The sequence below is a fragment of the Mesorhizobium sp. ESP7-2 genome (assembly GCF_020164715.1).
Taxonomy (GTDB): Bacteria; Pseudomonadota; Alphaproteobacteria; order Rhizobiales; family Rhizobiaceae; genus Mesorhizobium.
Genome location: NZ_JAIUGQ010000013.1, coordinates 115,866 through 134,115 on the forward strand (window position 1 = coordinate 115,866; position 18,250 = coordinate 134,115).

The following is an 18,250-nucleotide window of genomic DNA, read 5'->3' on the forward strand; positions in this document are numbered from 1 at the left end:
AGTGAAGGATCGGCAAGGCGGCGGCTCTAGTCTAACTGTCGCCGGCTGGCCTGATCCTGACCCTGGCAATCCGGTTCTTGTCGCGTTTCATGACGACGAAACGCTTGCCGTGGAACGTAAAGGCCTGCTTCTCCTCGGGGATCGATTGCGCCTCGTGGATGACGAGGCCGGCGATGGTGGTCGCCTCCTCGTCCGGCAGGTTCCAGTCGAGCGCCCGGTTGAGGTCGCGGATCGGCACCGTCCCTTCGACGACGACGGAGCCGTCGGCCTCCTGCTTGACGCCCTGGATGTCGACATCATGCTCGTCGGCGATCTCGCCGACGATCTCCTCGATGATGTCCTCCAGCGTCACCAGCCCCTCGACCTCGCCATATTCGTCGACGACGACGGCGAAATGAGCCTTGCGGCGCAGGAAGGCGTTGAGCTGTTCCTGCAAGGTCGTGGTGTCGGGCACGAACCAGGGTTTTGACGCGATCTTCATCACGTCGATTTGCGAAAAATCGTTGCCGACTTCGTTCAGTGCACGCAGCAGATCCTTGGCGTGCAGCACGCCGACGATGTTGTCGAGCGAGCCTTTCCAGAGCGGCATGCGGGTGTGCGGGCTCTGCAGGATCTCGCGCACCACCGCCTCCGGCGCATTGTCGGCATTGACCGAGCGCATGTTGGTGCGGTGGACCATGACGTCGGAAACTTCGAGCTCTTCGAGGTCGAACAGTCCGCCGATACGGTCGCGATCCACGCGCACAACCTGTCCGTCGCGGCGAAAATCGTCGACCGCGCCGCGCAATTCGTCCTGGCTCGAGCGCTGCGGCTCGATGCGCGACAGCTCATAGCCGAACATGGCAAGCAGGCGTGTGCGCACGGCAACGACCAGCAGGACGAGGATGGCAAGGACGGCGACGACGATCCAGCCATTGTCCATCTCAGCCGGCTTTCCGGCTGGCTGGATGGTTTTCCCCGAGGAACGACAGCACTTCCGAGGCCGGTACGTCCTTGGCGATGAAGGCTTGGCCGATGCCGCGTGTCAGAATGAAGGTCAGCGCGCCGCGCGACACCTTCTTGTCCTGCGTGATGAATGAAAGCAGGGCCTCGGCATCGGGCAAGTCACCCGGGATATCGGCCATCCGCCACGGCAGGCCGACGGCACGCAGATGTGCCTCGACGCGGGCCGCGTCGTCGGGGCTGGCGAGATTGAGCCGCGACGAGAACCGGTGCGCCAGCGCCATACCGATGGCGACCCCCTCGCCATGGACGAGGCGAGCGCCGTCATACTGCGTGGCGGCTTCCAGCGCATGGCCGAATGTGTGCCCGAGATTGAGCAAGGCGCGGTCACCGGTCTCGAACTCGTCGCGGGCAACGACATCGGCCTTGGCGCGGCAGGCCTCGGCAATGGCCTCGACCCGCTCCGGTCCGCCGGCGAACACCTTTTCCCAGTTCGCTTCCAGCCAGGCGAAGAATTGCGGCCGGTCGATCAGCCCGTATTTGGCAAGCTCGGCATAGCCGGCGCGGAATTCGCGGATCGGCAGCGTGTCGAGCACTTCGGTATCGGCCAGCACCAGCCTCGGCTGGAGGAAGACGCCGACGAGGTTCTTGCCGCGCGGGCTGTTGATGCCGGTCTTGCCGCCGACCGAGGAATCGACCTGCGCCAGCAGCGAGGTCGGAACCTGCACGAAATTCATGCCCCGCCGCACGATGCCGGCGGCAAAGCCGGTGAGATCGCCGATGACGCCGCCGCCAAGCGCGATGACGACGTCGCCGCGCTCCAGCCTGGCCGCCAGGACGCCATCGACCACCGCCTCGAGATGGGCAAAGCTCTTGGTCTTCTCGCCGGGCGGCATCGTGATGACGGCCGGCTGGATGCCACCCTTCTCGAGCCCGGCCTTCAGCGCATCGAGATGCGCGGCGGCGACGTTCTCGTCGGTCACGACGGCGGCACGTGTGCCCGGCAGCCGGCGCGAAATCTCGGCGCCGGCGCGCGACAGCAGGCCGGAGCCGATTAATATGTCGTAGGCCCTGTCGCCGAGACCGACTTCCACCGTGACTGGCTGGTCCGCACTCATGAATCGACCTCGCCGGTCGCGGCTATCGCATCGATGCCGAAATGCCGGCACAGCGCCTCGACCACCTCGGCCGCGATGACCTCCTTGCGATCGTCGCGGGTCGGCACGGTGATGTCAGCGGTGGCATAGACCGGATAGCGTTCCCCTATAAGCCGCTCCAGCACCGCGCGAGGATCGGCGCTTTTCAAAAGCGGCCGGTTCTGCTTCTTGGAAACGCGGTCCATCAGAAGGTCGAGCTCGGCCTTCAGCCACACCGACACGCCGTGCGCGGCGATGGCCTCGCGCGTCTGCGCGTTCATGAAGGCACCGCCTCCGGTCGACAGAACCTGCGGGCCGTTTTCAAGCACGCGCAGGATGACACGCTGTTCCAGGGCCCGGAACTCGGTCTCGCCATAGCGCTCGAACAGCTCGGGAACGGTCATCCGCGACACGCTCTCGATCTCCTGGTCGCTGTCGATGAAGGGCAGCGAAAGCATCGTCGACACCTTGCGGCCGATCGCGGTCTTGCCGGCGCCCATCAGCCCGACAAAGACAATGGACCGGCCGCCCAGCCGGCCAAGCAGCGCGGCATGGGACTCGCCTGGAGGATTTGCCTGTAGCGCGTTCATCAGCTGTTTCTTGGGCCCTCTTTGCCGGCGTATCGACATGAAAAGCCGGTTTGCGTCAAGCGTGCCGAGTGCCTTGGGCCGATATGGACGGAGCGACGCCTGCATCAGAAGTTGCTAACAGGGACCCGCTTCTTCCTTGAATTGGCCGGATTGGCGTCCCATAAGGGCACAGGGTTTGGAAACGCAGAACAAAAAGACGGGCGAGAATTAATGCCGACACTGTTTCGCTTTGTCGTGATAGCAGCGATTCTGGCCGGCATTGCCTATGGTACGATGTTTGCTCTGGTGATGTTCGTCGAGCCGAAAAGAGCGGAAATGAGCGTGCGTATTCCGCCGGAAAAGCTCAATCCCAAGAAAAACTGAAATCCCAGAAACTGACTCGGAACCGTCTCAAGGAAATGAACAGCGCCGCCCGCATCGAGGCCTTCCTGGAAATGATGAGCGCCGAGCGGGGAGCGGCCGAGAACACGCTTTCCTCCTATCGCCGCGATCTGGAGGATGCTTCCGACGGGATCGATGGCGGACTTGCCCGCGCAGGTGCCGCCGATATCAGGGCCTATCTCGACGACATCGCCGCGCGCGGCTTCGCGCCGACCTCGCAAGCGCGCAAACTGTCGGCGATCCGCCAGTTCTTCAAGTTCCTCTATGCCGAAGGCCTGCGCAGCGACGACCCCACCGGCACGCTGGACAGCCCGAAAAAGGGCCGCCCGCTGCCCAAGACGATGAGCGAGGCCGAAACCGGCCGGCTGATCGACCGCGCCGCGCACGAAGCCGGCGATGCCGGGCTCGGCCACGCCGACAGGCTGGCGGCGTTGCGCCTGCATGCGCTGGTCGAAGTGCTCTACGCAACGGGTCTGCGCGTTTCCGAACTGGTCGGTCTGCCGGTGACGGTGGCGCAACGCGACGACCGTTTCTTCATGGTGCGCGGCAAGGGCGACAAGGAACGCATGGTGCCGCTGTCGGCCAAGGCGCGCGCGGCGATGCGGAGCTGGCTTGACGCTCGGGCCAAGCTACCTGCCTTCGCCGACAGCCCATTCCTGTTCCCGGCGACATCCGACAGCGGCTATCTCTCGCGCCAGGTCTTTGCTCGCGATCTGAAAGGCCTGGCGGCGCGCGCCGGCATCGCCTCGGCCAAGATCTCACCGCACGTGCTGCGCCATGCCTTCGCCAGCCATCTCCTGCAGAACGGCGCCGATCTCAGGGCCGTGCAGCAGCTGCTCGGCCATGCCGACATATCGACGACGCAGATTTACACCCATGTGCTGGAGGAGCGGCTAGTGCGGCTGGTCAACGATCATCATCCGCTTGCCGACTAGGCCTCATATCGCTATGTGAGAACGACATTTCACCGCCCGGAGCCTTGGTTTCAACGGTTCCGCAGTCATTGCCTTCCGACGCATCGGTCCGCCCAAGCATGTACAATTACCTCGATTTCGAAAAGCCGGTGCAGGATCTTGAGCTCAAGATCCTCGAGCTCAAGAAGCTTGCCGAGAACGGCGAGGCGGTCGATGTCGCCGATGAGATCACCAGGCTCGAGAAGCGCTCGCGCGATGCGCTGCGCGAACTCTACAAGGCGCTGACGCCGTGGCAGAAGGTGCAGGTGGCGCGCCACTCCGACCGGCCGCACTGCGTCGACTACATCAAAGGCCTGTTCAGCGACTTCACGCCGCTCGCCGGCGACCGCAACTTCGGCGAGGACCAGGCGATCGTCGGCGGTTTTGCCCGTTTCCGCGGCGAACCCATCGCAATTCTCGGCCAGGAAAAGGGCTCGGACACGGCGAGCCGCCTCAAGCACAATTTCGGCTCCGTGCGCCCCGAAGGCTATCGCAAGGCGGTGCGGCTGATGGAGCTTGCCGATCGTTTCAAGATCCCGCTGCTGACGCTGGTCGACACGGCCGGCGCCTATCCCGGCGTCGGCGCCGAGGAGCGCGGCCAAGCCGAAGCCATCGCCCGCTCGACCTCGGCTTGCCTTGGGCTGAAAGTGCCGTCGATCTCGGTGGTCATCGGCGAAGGCGGTTCGGGCGGCGCCATCGCGATCGCCACCGCCAACCGCGTCTACATGCTCGAACACGCTATCTATTCGGTGATTTCGCCTGAAGGCGCCGCCTCCATCCTGTGGCGCGACACGACGCGCTCCAAGGACGCGGCGACCAACATGAAGATCACCGCCCAGGATCTGCTGGAACTAAAGATCATCGACGCCATCATCCCCGAGCCGATGGGCGGTGCCCAGCGCGCGCCCGAAACGGTGATTGCCGCGACCGGCGACCTCATCGCCAAGACGATGAGGGAGTTTGCCGGCGCCAACACCGATTTCCGCGAACAGCGCCGCGAGAAATATCTGGCGATGGGCCGCAGCCTCTGACGCCTCTTGGGCGGCGGAACAACGTTGCCGGGAGCGCTCCGCCCGCAGCAATGTGGCGGCGATGAGCAATTTCGCCACAAAAATGCCGCCCCATTCGGTTCAATGAAATCACCGTGATGGATCGGCCGCGCCTTGCGGTAAGGAATTGTCAAGGTTAACGGGCTTACGTTCCGTCAGTGTTCAGCATGCGGGGTTTGGCCGTTTCGAAGCCATTGGCCCGGGAAAAGACATAGACTTATCCATGTTTGCCAAGCTTGCCCGTACTGGAGTCCTTGCCGCCTCGATAGCCGTCGCGGGCTGCAATGATTCGTCGATGAAGGACTTTGCCCCGGAAGCCAACAAGCCGCTGCCGGACAAGATCCTCGCCGACATGAGGGCCAAGGGCATGGTCCGCACCTCCTCGGTGATGGCGCGCATCTTCAAGGAAGAAGGCAAGCTCGAGATCTGGAAGGCCAAGACCAACGGCCGCTACGACATGGTGGCGAGCTATGACATCTGCAAATGGTCGGGCAAGCTCGGGCCGAAATACACCGAGGGCGACCGCCAGGCGCCGGAAGGTTTTTACACGGTGCGCCCGTCGCAGATGAATCCGCGCTCGAACTACCATTTGTCGTTCAACATCGGCTTTCCCAACGCCTATGATCGTGCCAACGGCCGCACCGGCCAGAATCTGATGGTCCATGGCGCCTGCTCGTCATCGGGCTGCTATTCGATGACCGACGCACAGATCGAGCAGATCTACGCCTTCGGCCGTGACGCCTTCCAGGGCGGCCAGACCGAGTTCCAGATCCAGGCTTTTCCGTTCCGCATGACCGCCGCCAATATGGCGCGCTACCGCAACGACCCGAATTACGAATTCTGGAAGATGCTCAAGGTCGGCTACGACAATTTCGAGGTCACCAAGGTGCCGCCGAAGGTCGATGTCTGCGAGAAGCGCTACGTCTTCAATCAGGTGGCCGCCGATGGGCAGACTTTCAATCCGACCGGCCCTTGCCCGGCGACCACCCAGCCGGATTCGCTGAAGAGCGCCTACAACGCCTATCAAAGCACCTATGACGCGGCCTTCAACAGTGCGCTCAAGGCCAGCGTGCCGCCACCCAAGCCGACGATTGCCGGCATCAAGGAAGCCAGCATCGTCTCCGACTGGTCCAAGCGCCGGGCTCGTGGCGAGCGCGTGCCGATCGATCCGCCGTCGCTCAACACCGACGGTTCGGTGACCGAGACGGCGCGCATGGGCCGCATCGATTCGCCAGCCGGCCGCAAGATGGCCGCACTCGACGCCGAAAAGGCCGCCAAGCAGAAGGCCGAGGAGCAGAGGCTGGCGGCGATCGAGGCCGCCAAGCAGGCCAAGGCACAGGCACTGGCAGAAAAGCAAGCCGCCAAGGCCCAAGCGCTGGCCGAAAAGGAAGCGGCCAAGACCGCCAAGATTGCGGCCAAGGCCGCCAAGGAAGCTCCTGTCGCCACCGCGACCATCGCCGCCCCCGCCGAGGCGGCACCCGTGGCCGAGACACAGGCCGCGAGTGCCGACGAGAGCCGGGTGACGAAGCTGAAGAACAAGCTGCTCGGCATGTTCGGCGGCTGAGTTGGCCGCCGTCTATGACCTGAAAGGGCTGAACTGCCCCTTGCCCGTGCTGAAGGCGAAAAAGCGCCTGGCCGGGATGCAGCCCGGCAGCAGGCTCTGGCTGGAGACGACCGATCCGCTGGCCGTCATCGACATTCCGGCGTTCTGCGCCGACAGCGGTCACCAATTGATCGAGACGGCGGCGATGTCCGGTGGCCATCGCTTTCTGGTCGAACGCGGCGAACAGCAGTCGTAGAATTTAACGCCCAGCGATCGCCAGCGGATTGTTTTCCAGCGCCGCGCGGTCAGGCGTGTCGACCGACGGCCGGTTGGTGAAGGCGGCGAACAGCCGGCGTACATAGTCTTCCGGCATGTCGAGCGTAATCAGTACCAGACGCGTGCCGCGCTGGCTGTCCGGCCAGGATGGCAATCGCGCCGGCGGATGCAGGATCTTCTGCACGCCATGCACGACCAGCGGCCGCGACGGGTCCTCCTGTAGTTCGATGACGCCCTTCATCCGCAGCAGGTGCTCGCCATGGGTCGAGCGCAGGAGATCGAGGAACATCTCGATGGCTGAAAACGGCACCGGCCCGTCATGCACCAACGAATGGGTTTTTACGCGCTGATCGTGGCGATGGACATGGCCATGCTCGTGCCCCCCGTGGTCATGCCCGTGCCCCTCATGGTCATGATGGTCGTGGTCATTCGCCGCCTCTTCGCCGAGCCAGCGCCGCACGTCGGCGGACTTGGTCGCCGGATTGTAGAGGCCGCAGTCGAACAGTGCCGCCACCCCGGTTTTCGTCTCCACGACATCGAGCAGCTGAGCCCCGGGATTGATCTGCCGCAAGCGCGCCCGCAGCGCTTCGAGGTCGCCGCGATCGGTGACCAAGTCGGCCTTGGAGAGCACGATGCGGTCGGCCACCGCGACCTGCTTGACCGCCTCGACATGCGCATCGAGCGTCGCACCACCGTTGACCGCATCGACCAGGGTGATGACGCCGTCGAGCCGAAATGCCTGGACCAGCGCCGGATGGGCCATGATCGACTGCAGCACCGGCGCCGGGTCGGCCAGTCCCGTGGTCTCGACGACGACGCGGGCAAGCCGGGCGATACGGCCAGTCTGCAGCCGGTCGACCAGGTCGGCCAGCGTGTCGACAAGTTCGCCGCGCACCGTGCAACACAGGCAGCCGTCGGAAAGCTGGATGATGCCGTCGGAAGCCTGCTCGACCAACAGATGGTCGATCGCCACCTCGCCATACTCGTTGATGATGACCGCAGTGTCGGCCAGCGCCGGATCCTTCAGGAGCCGGTTGAGCAATGTCGTCTTGCCGGCCCCGAGGAAGCCGGTCAGCACCGAGACGGGAATCGGGAAACCACCCATCGGGTTAATTCGCAACCTTGGCCGGCTGGTCGCCTTGCGCGGCGGCACCCGCGACTTTCGGGCCGGTGCCGGCCGGTACAGGCTTGTCAGGCCGCCAGGTCGGGATCGGCACGTCGGCATATTCCTGGCCGCCCTCGTCGAGGATCGCTTTCGGCGCCGGACCAGTGGCGCCGCCGAGGCCGACGGCAACCAGCGTCGGCACATGGTCGAGCTTCTCCTGATAGGGTGATTTCGGCACGTCCTTGCCGGCGGTGGCCGGCGGCGCCTCGGACTGCTCCGCCTTCGTCTTCTTTTTGCAAACCTCGTCATGCATGTCGTTGGGCGAGACAAGATCACCGTAGGGGGCGAGCGTGGCGATGGTGGTCGACCCGGCGGCAGGCGCGCCAAAGCCCTCATCGAGCAGTTTCGCCGCCGCTTCGGCACGGCTGACCGCCGACTTCTCGCCGAGCACGACCGCCACCAGCGTGCGCCCGTTGCGCGTCGCCGAACCGATCATGTTGAAGCCGGACGGGCAGACAAAGCCGGTCTTCATGCCGTCGGCGCCGGGATAGCGGCCAATCAAGAGATTGTAGTTCGGAATGGCCTTCTTGCCGACCGCGAGCCCCTCGATCGAGAACCACGGCGCATATTGCGGGAATTCGCGACGGATCGCCATCACCAGGATCGAGAGGTCGCGCGCCGTCGTGTACTGGTCGGGCGAGTAAAGGCCGTTCGGGTTGACGAAATGGGTGCCGTTCATGCCGAGCCGGGCCGCCTCGGCATTCATCCTTTCGGCGAAGGCTGCCTGCGAACCGCCGACATTCTCGCCGACCGCCATGGCGATGTCGTTGGCCGATTTGACCAGCATCATCTTCAGCGCATTGTCGAGCCGCATCACCGAGCCCGGCTTGAAGCCCATCTTGCTCGGCGGTTCGCCGGCGGAGTGTTTGGTCACCTTGATCGGCGAATCGAGCTGGACTTCCCCGGCCGCGATCGCGCGGAAGGTCACATAGGCGGTCATCAGCTTGCTGAGCGAGGCCGGGTACCAGCGCTTGAACGCATCCTGATGCTGCAGGATCTGGCCGCTCTTGAGGTCGAAGACCACCACCGGATTGGCCAGCGCCGGCCCAGCCAGGGCCGACAGCATGATTGCGCCAGCCGGGAATAGTTTGAGGAAATGCCTGTGCCGCATGATCGAATCCGAAATCGCCTCTTGCCCTGATTGCCCCTGGCTCCGTAAGATTTCGTTACGTGACCGCCAGCATAAGGATCCGACCCTCAAAAACCGGACCGCATTATTGCGGTGCTATTTACCCTATGTGACGCCAACATGGCAAAGCGCCTGACAATCACATTTGCAAGCACTGGGCACAATTGCAAAGCACCGGGCATAATTGCAAAACACCGGGCTGAAGCCGGCTGCACCAACAACGAAATGGAAACATCATGCCAATCCTGAACCGCGCCGCCGAAATGCAGGACGAAGTCGCCGGCTGGCGACAGCATCTGCACCAGACGCCAGAACTGAACTTCGATGTCTTCAAGACGGCGGCCTTCGTCACCGAAAAGCTGAAGGAGTTTGGCTGCGACGACGTGGTGACTGGCCTCGGCAAGACGGGCGTCGTCGGCATCATCCGCGGCCGTCAGGGAGAAGGCCCCACAATCGGGTTGCGCGCCGACATGGATGCACTGCCGCTCAAGGAGATCACGGGCAAGCCCTACGCGTCGACCGTTCCGGGCAAGATGCATGCCTGCGGCCATGATGGCCACACCGCGATGCTGCTCGGTGCGGCGAAATATCTCGCCGAGACGCGCAATTTCGCCGGCTCCGTGGCGGTGATCTTCCAGCCGGCGGAAGAAGGTGGCGGCGGCGGCAACGAGATGGTCAAGGACGGCATGATGGAGCGCTTCGCTATCGCGAAAGTGTTCGGCATGCACAACATGCCGGGCCTGCCGGTCGGCCAGTTCGCCATCCGTCCGGGCCCGATCATGGCGGCGACGGCCGAATTCACCATCACCGTGAAAGGCAAGGGCGGCCATGCGGCGATGCCGCACGGCACGATCGACCCGATCGTCATCGCCAGCCAGTTGGTCGGCGCCTTGCAGACGATCGCCTCGCGCAGCACCGACCCGGTCGAGGCCGTGGTGGTGTCGGTGACCAAGTTCCACGCGGGCGACGCCTACAACATCATCCCTGAATCGGCCGAGATCGCCGGCACCGTGCGCACGCTGAAGAAGGAAGTGGCCAAGAAATCGGAAGAGCGGATCCGCGCGATCTGCGCGGGGCTGGCCACCGCCTATGGCGCGACGATCGAAGTCGATTACGACGCGAACTACCCGGTGACGTTCAATCATGCGGATGAGACGGTCTTCGCCAGCGATGTCGCCGCCGACGTGGCGGGCGATGCCCAGGTGCACCGCGCGATCCAGCCGGTGATGGGCGGCGAGGATTTCTCCTATATGCTGGAAGCCCGGCCCGGCGCGTTCATCTTCATCGGCAATGGCGAGACCGCCGGTCTCCACAACCCGGCCTATGACTTCAACGACGAAGCCATCCCGCACGGCATGAGCTACTGGGTGAAACTGGCGGAGACGGCGCTGGCCGCCTGATGCCGGTCATGTAAAGGCCGGGACGAATTGCGTTCGGCCAGCCTCTTGGCGAAACGGTCCGAAGCGGCTATGTGTCGGGCCGCGTGGTCCCGTAGCTCAGTAGGATAGAGCGGCAGATTCCTAATCTGTAGGTCACAGGTTCGATTCCTGTCGGGATCACCATGCCAATCCTTGACGAGGCCTACCGAGGCTTGCGCGATTGCATTGCATCCCTGAAAGACAATGCGAGGTAAGAAGGCCGGCTCCAGCTGAATGTTCCACAACCTGAAGCGGCAGAGCCGTCAGGTGCGGAGATGCATGCGGAGAACAAACCGTTCGATGACGAGCAGGTTGATCGCAGCAGTGGGGCGGGCAGCTGTGCCGCAATGTGCGCGAAGCTGGCCGTGGTCACCCGCCATGGCGAACCATGGCGGGATTTTTCATGCTTCAAGTGCGACCAGGCCGGCTCAGCCGACCCGGACGACAAAATGCTTGGTCACCGGCTCGATGATCTTCCAGGTGCCCTTGAAATCGGCTTCCACCACGAAGGCGTCTCCGGGGCCGACTTCGACCGGCGTGCCGCCGTCGGGCGTGATGATGATGCGGCCGGCGGTCATGTGCACGAACTCATAGTCGGTGTAGGTCGCGTGATAGGTGCCAGGCGACGCGCGCCAGGTGCCCGATATCACCTTGCCGTCCGCGGTCGTGTGCTGGACGGCGGTCTGCATGGTCGGTTGGCCCTCGACCACGATCCAGCCGGGCAGATCGCCGGCTTCCGCGTGCTCGACGGGACCGAATTTGAGGATGGTTCTGTTCGTCATGCCGGGCTCCGTTCGCTTGATATGTTCGAGGTCGGATAGCCGATGCACATGACGGGAGCAATGCCATGCCATGCGAAACAGGCGCGGCCGCGCATCCGGACAGGACCCGTCCACTGCCCGCGCCGACCTGGAGTTGCTACGGCTTATGTCGCGCCGAGACCAGCTCCGCCTTGCGCTGCGCCGTCTCCAGCCCGAGACCGATGAAGGCGCGCGCGTGCCTGGCGAGCGCCATGTTGTCGGTCCATAGATTGCGCCAAATGGCGGTCTTCTTCGACAGGTTCTCGTCGACGATCTCCGAGGAGAAAGATTCGAAGCTGAGATCGTCGGCATAGCCGATTGCGGTCAGCGCATCGAATATCGCTGCGAAGTCGATATTGCCGGTGCCGAGGAAGCCGCGATGGCTCTCGCCGATATGGACATAGCCGATCTTGGCCGCCGCGTGGCGGATGGCGAGCCCGACATCGGCCTCCTCGATGTTCATGTGGAAGGTGTCGAGATGCAGGAAGATGTTGTCCGACCCGGTGTCCTCGATGAACGCCAGGCCCTGCGCGGCGGTGTTGAGCAGGTTGCTCTCGAAGCGGTTGACGATTTCGAGGTTGAGCGTGACGCCGGCGGCCTTGGCCGTCTCGGCGACCTTGGCCAGCGTTGCCGCGCTGCGGTTCCATTGATCGCGTGTCGGCGCCTCGACCTCCAGGCCATGGCTGGTCGAAAGAATGCCGGCGACCTTGCGGCCGCCAAGGTCGCGCGTCAGCGCGATGGTGTCGTTGAGGATCTCGACGCCGCGCGCGGCGATCGTCTTGTCGGCGCTCGAAATGTCGCCCTCTCCAGGCAATCCGATGCTGATCGCAACCCCGAGATCAAGACTGGCGATGCGTTTGGCAAGCCTGCCGATATCGACATTGGCGGGGTCGAGATAGGAGAATTCGATCAGGTCGAAACCGGCCTCCTTGGTATTGGCCAGCGTACGTTCGAGCTCGTCCTGCGCCGAGCTTGCCGACCAGACGAAAGAATGGATTCCGATGCGCGACATGATCGTCCCCGGGTATTGAGGTGGAAGAGAGGTGCGGCCGGGGGAGGCCCCGCCGGCCCCCCCGGGGGGGGGGGACCGCCCCGGCCCCACCAGCCTTGGGAGGCTTAGCGGGCCGCGGTCCAGCCCTTGTAATCCTTCAGGTTCTCGGCAGTGATCAGCTTCGGGTCGAGCAGCACCGTGGCCTCCTGAGGCTTCTTGCCGGCCAGCAGGTCGGCCGCCATGGTCAGCGACTGGCCGGCCATCACGTAAGGATCCTGCGAGGCCGAGGCCTTGATCATCGATTTGCCGGACGCCAGTTCCTTCTCGATATCGGGCGCGCCATCGACCGCTGTGAAGACGAACTCGGAACGGTTGAGCTGCTTGGCGGCGAGTTCGGCGCCAATCGCCGTCGGATCGTTGATGGCGAACACCGCGTCGATCTTGTCGAAACGGGTAAGCAGCGACTGGAACACTTTCAGGCCACCGTCGCGGGAGGCTTCGGCGTTCTGGTCGTCGGACAGGATCTTGATGTCGGGATGCTGGGCAAGCACGTTCTTGCAGCCCTTCACCCGCTCCAGGATCGACGACGACGCCGGTCCGTTGAGGATAACGTAGTCGCCCTTGCCCCCGGTGTGGTCGACCAGATACTGGCAGGCTTCCTCGCCGGCCTTGACGTTGTTGGTCATCACCGTGACGTCGGCGCCCGGCGCCGAAACGTCGAAGGCCGCGACGATGATGCCGGCGGCCTGCGCCTTCTTCACCGCCGGAGCGATCGCCTTTGCATCGACCGCGTTGAGCATGATCACGTCGACGCCGGCGGCGATGAAGGAGTCGACCTGCGAGACCTGCTTGTTGAGGTCATAATCGGCCGATACCGATGTCACCTCGACCTTCGGATTTATCTTCCTTGCCGCATCCTCGATGCCCTTGATGGTGGCGACGAAGAAGGGGTTGCCGAGCAGGCCGACCGAGATGCCGACCTTATTGAGGTCCTTGGCCGATGCCGGCGCGATGACGACGGCCGCGAGGGCGGCGCCGCAGAGCAGTTTGGCGATGGTCTTCATTACGCTTACTTCCTCCTGATGCCCCGCGCCTCTCACGGTGCGTTACACAAGCCGGTCTTTGATGCCGGCGACCAGGTCATTCACGTTCTTGCTCCTGCCTGGAGCCGGTAGCGGTCGAGGGCGACCGCCACGATGATGACCAATCCCTTGATGATGTACTGCCAGATGTCCGAGACGCCGGCCAAGATGAGCCCGTTGGAGAGCACCGCGATGATCAGGCCGCCGATCAGCGTGCCCCAGATCGAGCCGACGCCGCCGACGAAGCTGGTGCCGCCGAGGATGACGGCGGCGATGGCGTCGAGCTCGTAGCTCTGTCCGAGTTGCAAGCCGTTGGCGGCGTATAGCCGGGCCGCCGACATGGCGCCGCCCAGGCCGGCGAGCAAGCCGGAAACGCCATAGACGAAGAGCAGCACCAGCGGCACCTTGATGCCGGTCAGTCTGGCTGCCTCGGCATTGCCGCCGACGGCGTAGATCCAGGTGCCGAGCACGGTGCGTTTCAACACCAGCCAGGACAGCACCACCACCGACAGCGCGATGACGACCAGCCAGGGGATGCCGAGCACCGAACCGTTGCCGATGAAGTCGAACGGCAGGTCGGAGTTGAACACCGTCGTGTCCTGCCCGAGCAGGCGGGCAACGCCGCGCACGGCGGTCAACGAACCCAACGTCACGATGAACGGCGGCAGCCTGATATAGGCGACCAGCAGCCCGTTGATGAGCCCGAAACCGAGACCGACCAGGATGGCCGCCGGCACGCCGAGCAGGCCCCAATCCGGCACCAGCGACACCAGCACCGCCACCATCGCCGAGGCGGCAAGGATGGAGCCGACCGACAGGTCGATGCCGCCGGTCAGGATGACGAAGGTCATGCCGGCGGCAAGCACGATGTTGATCGAGGATTGCTGCGTGACGATGAGCAGGTTGGTGCCGGTGAGAAAGCGCGGATTGATGAACTGGAAGCCGGCGGCCAGCAGCACCAGCACCGGCAGCATGCCAAGCGCCGCAAGCGCGGTGCGCAGCCGCCGGCTCCTGACCGCCGCCTGATCCACGCTCTTCGTCCCGGTCGTCCTGTCTGTCATCGCTGAGACGCTCCCGTCGCGAGTTCCATGATCGCTTCCTGGCGAAGCGGCTCGCCTTCGGACGCCGTAACCTCGCCAGCGACCGCTCCGTCCCGCATCACCAGCACGCGGTCGGCGACGCCGATCACCTCGGGCAATTCGCTGGAGATCATCAGGATGGCGATGCCCTTGTTGGCGAGATTGTCGATCAGCCGGTAGATTTCCGACTTGGCCCCGACATCGACGCCGCGGGTCGGCTCGTCGAGGATGACGACCTTCGGTTCGGTCTCCAGCAGCCGCGCGAGCAGCACCTTCTGCTGGTTGCCGCCCGACAGCGAGCCGGCATTGGCCTGTGCCGAGCCTGTGCGGATGGACAGGTCGGCAATGGCCTTTGCCGCTCTCCTGTCGGCGGCGATGAAATCGCGAAATCCGCCGGCTCGCGCGTCCCTGGCCAGGACGCCCATGCTGATGTTGTCCGAAATCGACATGTCGAGGAACAGGCCGAGTTCCTTGCGGTCCTCGGTCAGATAAGCGATGCCGGCGTCGAGCGCCTCGCGGGGCGAGCCGATGGTCACCGGCTTGCCGTCGAGTTCCATGATGCCGGTGCTGCGCTTGTCGGCGCCGAAGATCAGCCTGGCAAGCTCGGTGCGGCCCGAGCCGACGAGGCCGGCCAACGCCAGCACCTCACCGTGATGGAGGTCGAACGAGCAGTTCTTGAGCAGGCGCCCGTCGGACATGCCGCGCACCGAGAGCGCGACGGCGCGTTTCTCATCCGGCGGGCGATGATCCTTCTTGTAGAAGGCGGAGAGATCGCGGCCGACCATCATCGAGACCAGGCGAGAAGCGTTGAGGTCGGCCCGCTCCAGCGTGCCGACATAGCCGCTGTCGCGCAGCACGCTGACGCGGTCGGCGAGTTGGTAGACCTCTTCCATGCGGTGGCTGATGTAGATGATGGCGATGCCTTGCGCTTTCAGCGTCGCGATCACCTCGAACAGCCGGTCGGTCTCGCGCGAAGTCAGCGATGTGGTCGGCTCGTCCATGACGATGATGCGCGCATTGGTCGATAGCGCCCGGGCGATCTCGACCAGCTGGCGCTCGCCGAGCGATAGGCCGGAGACCAGGGCCCGCGCCGAGAAGGAGACCCCGAGCCGGCCGACGATCTCGGCGGCGCGCCGGTTGCACTGGTCGCGGTCGACGACGCCGAACCGCCGCGGCTCGTTGCCGAGAAAGATGTTCTGCGCCACCGTCAGGTTCGGCGCCAGCGACAGCTCCTGATAGATCACCGCGATGCCGGCGGCGCGCGCCTTGATCGGATCGCCGATCGCGGCGGGCACCCCATCGATCAGGATCTCGCCGCCGGGATCCGGCCGATAGGCGCCGGACAGCACCTTCATCAGCGTCGACTTGCCGGCGCCGTTCTCGCCCATCAGCGCGTGCAGTTCGCCTGCGTGGACGCTGAGCGAGACGCCCTGCAGGGCTCGTATCGCGCCGAAGGTCTTGGAGATGTGGCGCATCTCCAGCAACGGCCGGCGCGTCGCCTGTGTCTGGACTGCCACGCTCATCGGGCACCACCGGCCGTCTTGGCGACGCTATCCAGCCCGGCAACGCGATCGCGCCAGGTGTCGCGATAGCCGGTAAGGCCGCCGAATTGTGTCGCCTGCACCGGCTCCGGCGGCTCGGCGGCGAAGTCGCGCCCCACGCTCTCGAAGGCGAGTGCTGCGGCGCCCGTGGCGCTGCCTTCCAGCGAGGCGCCTTGCAGGAAGGCCTGACCGGGGCGCAACTGCGCCAGCATCCCGGCGAGCAAGCCGCCAGTGTTCAGCCCGCCGTCGACGATCACCACGTTGTTGGAATGGATGAGGTCGAGGCAGAGATCGATCATCAGCGCCACGTAGAGCAGCGCCACCGCCGCGCGTTCACCGGCATCGGGCGTGCGCCCGACCAGCCGTCCAGGGCGATCCGGCATCGGCCCGCCCGGCGCGAAGCTCGGCAGCGCCATGATGGCGGCATCGATCACCTGCTGTATCGAGCCATGCGGGATCGCGCCTTGCCAGCCGCCGCTGATGACGGCGAATTCGCGCCCGCCCATGAAGCGGATGGTCGGTACGGGGCCGCCGTCGACATCGACATTGACCAGCATGTCGCGGTCGCGGTCGAGCGCTTCGAGCCGACAGTCGGGATTGAGCACGACGACCCAGGTGCCGGTCGAGACGACGGTCAGCGGTCCAAGCCCTTGCCGGCGATAGGCGTACAGCGCCGCATTGGAGTCGTGGACGCCATTGTGGATGGCGATCGATCGCCCGGAACGGCCGAAGTGCTGCTCGCCGACGACGGCGCCGGCACGTTCGAAAACCGGCATCTGGCCGCGCCAGCCCTCGGCGTCGACCAGCGAGGAGAAATCACGTTCGCGCGGTGCCCACAAATGCGAATGGCAGCCGAGATAGGAGACCTCCGAGACTGGCCTGCCGCCGAGGCGCCAGCTCCAGTATTGGGGATAGCCGACGATCCATTTCGCCGCCGCGAACGCGTCGGGATCGACCTCCTGCAGCCACAGCATGTGACGGCCATAGTTGAAGCCGAGCGGCAGACGGGGTGAGAACGTCTCGGCGAAATCCGGAATGCGACGGTCGATCCGCGCCGCGATTTCGACCGGTGGCTCCTGCTCGTAGTCGAGGATCGGATGGGTCAGCGCCTTGTCGTCGACAAGGGCGAAAGTGCACCCATGGCCCGACACCATCACCCCTTCCACACCGTGGCTTTCGACCGCTTCGGTGACGGCATCGAACGCCCAGTCATGGAGGGCGGCGCCGTCAAGCACGCTGAACCCGTCTTGTCGCATCCATTTCGGCTGCGTGCGACGCTCATCGAGGATGCGTCCGTCCTGACCGAAGACGAACAGCTTCGAATTGGTCTTGCCGAAGTCGAGCACCGCCACGTTCACGCGAGGGCTCCCGAGGTTGAAGCGATCCGCACCATGACGCCGGCATCCTCCAGCATGCGCGCATCGGCATCGGAGAGCCCGTCATCGGTGACCAGCGTGCCGATGCGCGACAGCGGCAGCGCGACGTTGCGCGCGTGGATCGACAGCTTGCGGCTGTCGGCCAGCACGACGATCTGGTCGGCGCAGAGGCTGAGGTCGACGATGGAGCGCACCAGCAGCGGATGCGATTCCAACAGCCCTTCCTGATTGAGGCCTTGCGTGCCGAGAAAGAATTTCGAGGCATAGAAGGGCGTTGCCTGGGTCAGCGAATGGATAATGCCGGGTTCGCGGTGCAGGTCGCCGCCGGCGACCGTCAGACTGCAATGGCCATGATCGCTGAGATAGGCCGCGAGTGGCATCGAATTGGTGTAGAGCCGGATGTTGCGGTCGGCGAGCTTGACGCCGAGATGAAAGCAGGTCGAACCGCCATGGACGATGACGGCATCGCCATCGCGCACCATGGTCGCGGCGAGAGCCGCGATCTGACGCTTGGCCTCGACGGCGAGGTCACGGTTCTCGTCATAAGGGCGGGCATAGGCGACGCCCGCATGCGAAGCGCCGTCGAGCGCCGAAATGCCGCCATAGACCTTGCGGGCTTCGCCGGCCTCGTCGATCCGGTCGATATCGCGCCGCACCGTCGCCGCCGAAACGCCGAGCCGCTCCTGCAACTCGCGAACGGAGGCGAACGGGCGGTCCCGCAACAATTCGACGATCTGACGCTGGCGGCCGAGGTCGCTCAACCCTTTCCTCCCTGACGCCATTTTCCGAGGCGATTGGT

General features: G+C 64.6%; 18 protein-coding genes and 1 tRNA gene. 7 read left to right on the forward strand and 12 right to left on the reverse strand.

Features of this window, described 5'->3' with window-relative positions; translation table 11 throughout:
* Positions 1-31 precede the first annotated feature (31 nt).
* The 3 genes from LB543_RS15340 to LB543_RS15350 are packed head-to-tail and all read right to left on the reverse strand — an operon-like array spanning position 32 to position 2,668.
* A complete protein-coding gene (locus LB543_RS15340) occupies positions 32-922 on the reverse strand; it encodes an HlyC/CorC family transporter (protein ID WP_224614636.1) in 891 nt (296 codons plus the stop codon).
* Position 923: 1 nt separating this feature from the next.
* Positions 924-2,060: a 3-dehydroquinate synthase gene (gene aroB / locus LB543_RS15345; RefSeq protein WP_224614637.1), complete on the reverse strand. Its 1,137-nt coding sequence runs from the start codon at positions 2,058-2,060 to the stop codon at positions 924-926.
* Complete coding sequence (locus tag LB543_RS15350; protein WP_224614638.1) at positions 2,057-2,668, reverse strand: shikimate kinase; 612 nt, start codon at positions 2,666-2,668, stop codon at positions 2,057-2,059. Before LB543_RS15350 ends, aroB begins: the two co-directional genes overlap by 4 nt.
* A gap of 210 nt (positions 2,669-2,878) precedes the next feature.
* Between LB543_RS15350 and LB543_RS15355 the strand changes: the two genes are divergently transcribed.
* From LB543_RS15355 to LB543_RS15375, 5 genes are all read left to right on the forward strand, one after another.
* A complete protein-coding gene (locus tag LB543_RS15355) occupies positions 2,879-3,031 on the forward strand; it encodes a histidine kinase (RefSeq protein WP_140754385.1) in 153 nt (50 codons plus the stop codon).
* Between the two features lie 35 nt (positions 3,032-3,066).
* Positions 3,067-3,984 (forward strand): site-specific tyrosine recombinase XerD, encoded by a 918-nt coding sequence (locus tag LB543_RS15360; protein WP_224614639.1) that lies wholly within the window; start codon positions 3,067-3,069, stop codon positions 3,982-3,984.
* Between the two features lie 98 nt (positions 3,985-4,082).
* Positions 4,083-5,033: an acetyl-CoA carboxylase carboxyltransferase subunit alpha gene (locus LB543_RS15365; protein WP_140754389.1), complete on the forward strand. Its 951-nt coding sequence runs from the start codon at positions 4,083-4,085 to the stop codon at positions 5,031-5,033.
* 241 nt (positions 5,034-5,274) lie between these two features.
* Positions 5,275-6,615 (forward strand): murein L,D-transpeptidase family protein, encoded by a 1,341-nt coding sequence (locus tag LB543_RS15370; protein ID WP_140754391.1) that lies wholly within the window; start codon positions 5,275-5,277, stop codon positions 6,613-6,615.
* Between the two features lies 1 nt (position 6,616).
* Complete coding sequence (locus LB543_RS15375) at positions 6,617-6,850, forward strand: sulfurtransferase TusA family protein (protein WP_140754393.1); 234 nt, start codon at positions 6,617-6,619, stop codon at positions 6,848-6,850.
* 3 nt (positions 6,851-6,853) lie between these two features.
* Here LB543_RS15375 and LB543_RS15380 read toward each other — a convergent pair whose 3' ends face one another.
* On the reverse strand, positions 6,854-7,975 hold the full coding sequence (locus LB543_RS15380; RefSeq protein ID WP_224614640.1) for a CobW family GTP-binding protein: 1,122 nt from the start codon (positions 7,973-7,975) through the stop codon (positions 6,854-6,856).
* A gap of 4 nt (positions 7,976-7,979) precedes the next feature.
* Complete coding sequence (locus tag LB543_RS15385) at positions 7,980-9,146, reverse strand: D-alanyl-D-alanine carboxypeptidase family protein (RefSeq protein ID WP_224614641.1); 1,167 nt, start codon at positions 9,144-9,146, stop codon at positions 7,980-7,982.
* A 254-nt stretch (positions 9,147-9,400) separates the two neighbouring features.
* On the opposite strand from LB543_RS15385, the gene LB543_RS15390 reads away from it, so the two are divergent.
* Positions 9,401-10,564 (forward strand): M20 aminoacylase family protein, encoded by a 1,164-nt coding sequence (locus tag LB543_RS15390; RefSeq protein ID WP_224614642.1) that lies wholly within the window; start codon positions 9,401-9,403, stop codon positions 10,562-10,564.
* An 85-nt stretch (positions 10,565-10,649) separates the two neighbouring features.
* A tRNA-Arg gene (locus LB543_RS15395) sits at positions 10,650-10,726 on the forward strand.
* Positions 10,727-11,010: 284 nt separating this feature from the next.
* On the opposite strand, the gene LB543_RS15400 is transcribed toward LB543_RS15395, so the two are convergent.
* From LB543_RS15400 to LB543_RS15430, 7 genes are all read right to left on the reverse strand, one after another.
* Positions 11,011-11,364 (reverse strand): cupin domain-containing protein, encoded by a 354-nt coding sequence (locus tag LB543_RS15400; RefSeq protein WP_140754401.1) that lies wholly within the window; start codon positions 11,362-11,364, stop codon positions 11,011-11,013.
* A 136-nt stretch (positions 11,365-11,500) separates the two neighbouring features.
* Positions 11,501-12,394, reverse strand: coding sequence for a sugar phosphate isomerase/epimerase family protein (locus LB543_RS15405; RefSeq protein WP_140754403.1), 894 nt, complete (start codon positions 12,392-12,394; stop codon positions 11,501-11,503).
* Between the two features lie 104 nt (positions 12,395-12,498).
* On the reverse strand, positions 12,499-13,437 hold the full coding sequence (locus LB543_RS15410) for an ABC transporter substrate-binding protein (protein WP_224614643.1): 939 nt from the start codon (positions 13,435-13,437) through the stop codon (positions 12,499-12,501).
* An 80-nt stretch (positions 13,438-13,517) separates the two neighbouring features.
* On the reverse strand, positions 13,518-14,516 hold the full coding sequence (locus tag LB543_RS15415) for an ABC transporter permease subunit (RefSeq protein ID WP_140754407.1): 999 nt from the start codon (positions 14,514-14,516) through the stop codon (positions 13,518-13,520).
* Entirely contained in the window at positions 14,513-16,057 is a 1,545-nt protein-coding gene (locus LB543_RS15420; protein WP_140754409.1) for a sugar ABC transporter ATP-binding protein, read from the reverse strand. Before LB543_RS15420 ends, LB543_RS15415 begins: the two co-directional genes overlap by 4 nt.
* Positions 16,054-17,433 (reverse strand): FGGY-family carbohydrate kinase, encoded by a 1,380-nt coding sequence (locus tag LB543_RS15425; protein WP_224614644.1) that lies wholly within the window; start codon positions 17,431-17,433, stop codon positions 16,054-16,056. Before LB543_RS15425 ends, LB543_RS15420 begins: the two co-directional genes overlap by 4 nt.
* Positions 17,430-18,212 carry a DeoR/GlpR family DNA-binding transcription regulator gene (locus LB543_RS15430; protein ID WP_140754413.1) on the reverse strand — a complete coding sequence of 261 codons (783 nt, stop codon included), beginning with the start codon at positions 18,210-18,212 and terminating at the stop codon, positions 17,430-17,432. Before LB543_RS15430 ends, LB543_RS15425 begins: the two co-directional genes overlap by 4 nt.
* Positions 18,213-18,250 lie beyond the last annotated feature (38 nt).

Coding starts and splice junctions, on each gene's coding strand:
- LB543_RS15340 (WP_224614636.1), bottom strand. CDS start 922: ATGGACAATGGCTGGATCGTCGTCGCCGTCCTTGCCATCCTCGTCCTG.
- aroB (WP_224614637.1), bottom strand. CDS start 2,060: ATGAGTGCGGACCAGCCAGTCACGGTGGAAGTCGGTCTCGGCGACAGG.
- LB543_RS15350 (WP_224614638.1), bottom strand. CDS start 2,668: ATGAACGCGCTACAGGCAAATCCTCCAGGCGAGTCCCATGCCGCGCTG.
- LB543_RS15355 (WP_140754385.1), top strand. CDS start 2,879: ATGCCGACACTGTTTCGCTTTGTCGTGATAGCAGCGATTCTGGCCGGC.
- LB543_RS15360 (WP_224614639.1), top strand. CDS start 3,067: ATGAACAGCGCCGCCCGCATCGAGGCCTTCCTGGAAATGATGAGCGCC.
- LB543_RS15365 (WP_140754389.1), top strand. CDS start 4,083: ATGTACAATTACCTCGATTTCGAAAAGCCGGTGCAGGATCTTGAGCTC.
- LB543_RS15370 (WP_140754391.1), top strand. CDS start 5,275: ATGTTTGCCAAGCTTGCCCGTACTGGAGTCCTTGCCGCCTCGATAGCC.
- LB543_RS15380 (WP_224614640.1), bottom strand. CDS start 7,975: ATGGGTGGTTTCCCGATTCCCGTCTCGGTGCTGACCGGCTTCCTCGGG.
- LB543_RS15385 (WP_224614641.1), bottom strand. CDS start 9,146: ATGCGGCACAGGCATTTCCTCAAACTATTCCCGGCTGGCGCAATCATG.
- LB543_RS15390 (WP_224614642.1), top strand. CDS start 9,401: ATGCCAATCCTGAACCGCGCCGCCGAAATGCAGGACGAAGTCGCCGGC.
- LB543_RS15400 (WP_140754401.1), bottom strand. CDS start 11,364: ATGACGAACAGAACCATCCTCAAATTCGGTCCCGTCGAGCACGCGGAA.
- LB543_RS15405 (WP_140754403.1), bottom strand. CDS start 12,394: ATGTCGCGCATCGGAATCCATTCTTTCGTCTGGTCGGCAAGCTCGGCG.
- LB543_RS15410 (WP_224614643.1), bottom strand. CDS start 13,437: ATGAAGACCATCGCCAAACTGCTCTGCGGCGCCGCCCTCGCGGCCGTC.
- LB543_RS15415 (WP_140754407.1), bottom strand. CDS start 14,516: ATGACAGACAGGACGACCGGGACGAAGAGCGTGGATCAGGCGGCGGTC.
- LB543_RS15420 (WP_140754409.1), bottom strand. CDS start 16,057: ATGAGCGTGGCAGTCCAGACACAGGCGACGCGCCGGCCGTTGCTGGAG.